Origin of the sequence: Lactococcus sp. UBA7128 (genome assembly GCF_002492185.1) — a bacterium.
GTDB classification, from domain to species: Bacteria; Bacillota; Bacilli; order Lactobacillales; family Streptococcaceae; genus Lactococcus; species Lactococcus muris.
The window spans coordinates 1-2,631 of sequence record NZ_DKXK01000091.1; the positions used below are offsets into that span (position 1 = coordinate 1).

Here is a 2,631-nt window from a genome sequence, read left to right on the forward strand (position 1 = left end):
TATTAGTAATAGTAGTAGGCTATGTGAGTATGGGGATAAACGCTAAAATATGAATTAAGCTAAGTTTTCCACTGTGAATAACTGGAGGATAACTTTAGGAAATTTACAAAAGTTTTCCACAGTAATAATTTCTTACTGGAAGAGACGTTTGATGGCATCAACATCTTTTTGAACATCAATGTCATTTTTCATTTTCTCACTGATTTGCTTGTGCGCATACATGACCGTTGTGTGATCACGTCCCCCAAACTCATTTCCAATAGCAGGGAGGCTGAGAGCTAAAAGTTCACGAATTAAATACATTGCAATTTGTCTCGGAAATGCAATTTCTTTTGGCCGTTTAGGACCGACTAAGTCTGCCGTTGAAATATGATAGTATTTTGCAACTTCATCTTGAATTTTTTTGACTGTAAGATTTGATAAAGGTTGTTGCATATTACTCTTTAGGGACCGTAAAGCTTCGCTGGCAGTATCAATATTAACAATCGTCTGATTATTTGTTTTGGCAACAAACTCAACGCGATTGAGCGCACCTTCAAGTTCTCGGACATTGGAATCAATTTGACCAGCAATATAGCTCAGTGTTTCCTGAGGAAATTCAAGATTACTACTCTCAGATTTTGTCTGTAGAATAGCCATGCGTGTTTCATAGTCTGGAGCAGTGATGTCAGTAGTCAGTCCCCAAGAAAAGCGAGTAACTAAACGTTCTTCAAGCTTATTTAATTCTTGTGGGATACGATCTGAAGTTAAGACAATCTGGGCACCACGATCATGAAGAGTATTGAAAGTATTGAAGAACTCATTTTGAGTACCTTCTTTATCACTAAAGAACTGAACGTCATCAAGAAGAAGTATATCTAAATTACGATAGGTTTCTTCAAATTTCGCCATTTGTCCCTTGCGTGTTGCATTGACATAATCATTGACAAAAGTTTCTGCAGACACGTATTTTACCTTGGAATGAGGATTATCTTTTAAAATTTCATTACCAATAGCGTGCATCAGATGAGTTTTTCCTAGCCCTGATCCTCCGTAGATAAAGAGAGGATTATAGACATCACCTGGTTTGTCAGCTACAGCAAAAGCTGCTGCTTTCGCCCACTTGTTACCTTCACCTTGAATATAATTGTCAAAAACATACTTTGGATTTAATCTTGTAAATTCAGGAGTAGCAAGTGCTGGAGCTTCATCCAAACTATCTGGCTCATTCATTTCTTGTTCAATTTTTTCTGAAACTTCTTCTTCTGAAAGTAAATTGAAACGAATTGGACGATCAAAAACTTCAAACCCTGCTGTACTGATAAGACCTTCTTGACTCCGCCAAAAATCTTTATGAAATTTTGCACCAACGATGATGGTAGCAATGTCATTTTCAATTTCTAAAAGTTGGGCAGGCTCAATGAAAAAATCATAAGACTGTGGTTTGATATTTTTTTTCGCTAATTCCTTTACTCTCGTCCAAAATTCCTTTTTTTCTTTTTGGAGAGTCATATTTTTCCTCTAAATATATTAAAATTAAGTAGAATCTATTATATCATGTTGATAACTATTTATCCACCGTTGTTAAAAAAAAATCACAAGTTTTCCACAAAAGTGGAAAACTATTCACAAAATTGTGGATAATGTGGATAGAGGGGAAGTTTTCCACAAGGTGAACGAGGGTTATTACGGCGTTTAGTTACTTTTCCACAAAAAAGGAAAATTGAAAATATGTGAATAAAGTTTGGGATAAAAAAATTCACAGTCTCTTTACTGTGAATTTTTTGTGAGTATTTCCAAAATATCTTCTAGTTTTTCTAAGCTATCAAACTGGAGTTCAATTTTCCCTTTTTGTCGTTTTTTATCATACGAAATTTTATTACTTATACCTAGATATTTTGTAATTTCTTTTTCCTTTTCTTCTATATAAATGTTTTTCTTATTGTTTATCTTTTTATTTGATTTTCTATAAATAATATCCTCAAGTTGACGAACATTAAGCTTTTCTTTGACAATTTTTTGTGCCAAGAGAACTTGTTTTTCTTCATTTTCTTCAGCAAGAAGCGTGCGAGCGTGAGCTAAACTTATTTTTTTATCTCCTAGTAATAGAAGGATGCTATGAGGAAGTTTTAAAATTCTGAGAAGATTTGAAATATAAGAACGAGACTTACCAAGATACTTGGCTACTTCATCATGTGTCATGGAACTTTTATCGATGATTTTTCGAATACTTTTCGCCTCATCCAAAGGACTCATATCATCACGTTGAAGATTTTCTAAAATAGAAAGAATCATCATATCATCATCTGAATACATCCGAATAATTGCAGGGATCTTATCGAGATTTGCCAATTTTGCAGCACGTAACCGCCGTTCTCCCGCAAGAAGTTCATAACCAAAGAGACTACTCTTACGAACTATTATGGGCTGCAGTACACCACTTACTTCTATGGATTGGGCTAACTCCCTTAATTTATCACTATCAAAATTTTTACGTGGTTGATATGGATTTTTACTGATTTCTTCTATATTTAATTGATAAATTTTTTCTTCCATGCGCTAATGATACCACAAAATAGAAAAAAGAAGTAAAAAGCATAAAAATACTAGTTCAGAAATTAGACAACAGCGGGGATATCCGAATACATATAA

The 2,631-nt window shown here is 34.0% G+C and carries 2 protein-coding genes; both read right to left on the minus strand.

Going from position 1 to position 2,631, the window contains the following annotated elements; translation table 11 throughout:
• Positions 1-132: 132 nt before the first annotated feature.
• Positions 133-1,491, minus strand: a complete 1,359-nt coding sequence (dnaA, locus tag B4H39_RS09930) for a chromosomal replication initiator protein DnaA (RefSeq protein ID WP_202230118.1) — start codon at positions 1,489-1,491, stop codon at positions 133-135.
• A 258-nt stretch (positions 1,492-1,749) separates the two neighbouring features.
• Positions 1,750-2,535, minus strand: coding sequence for a ParB/RepB/Spo0J family partition protein (locus tag B4H39_RS09935; protein ID WP_251422221.1), 786 nt, complete (start codon positions 2,533-2,535; stop codon positions 1,750-1,752).
• Between the last annotated feature and the right edge of the window lie 96 nt (positions 2,536-2,631).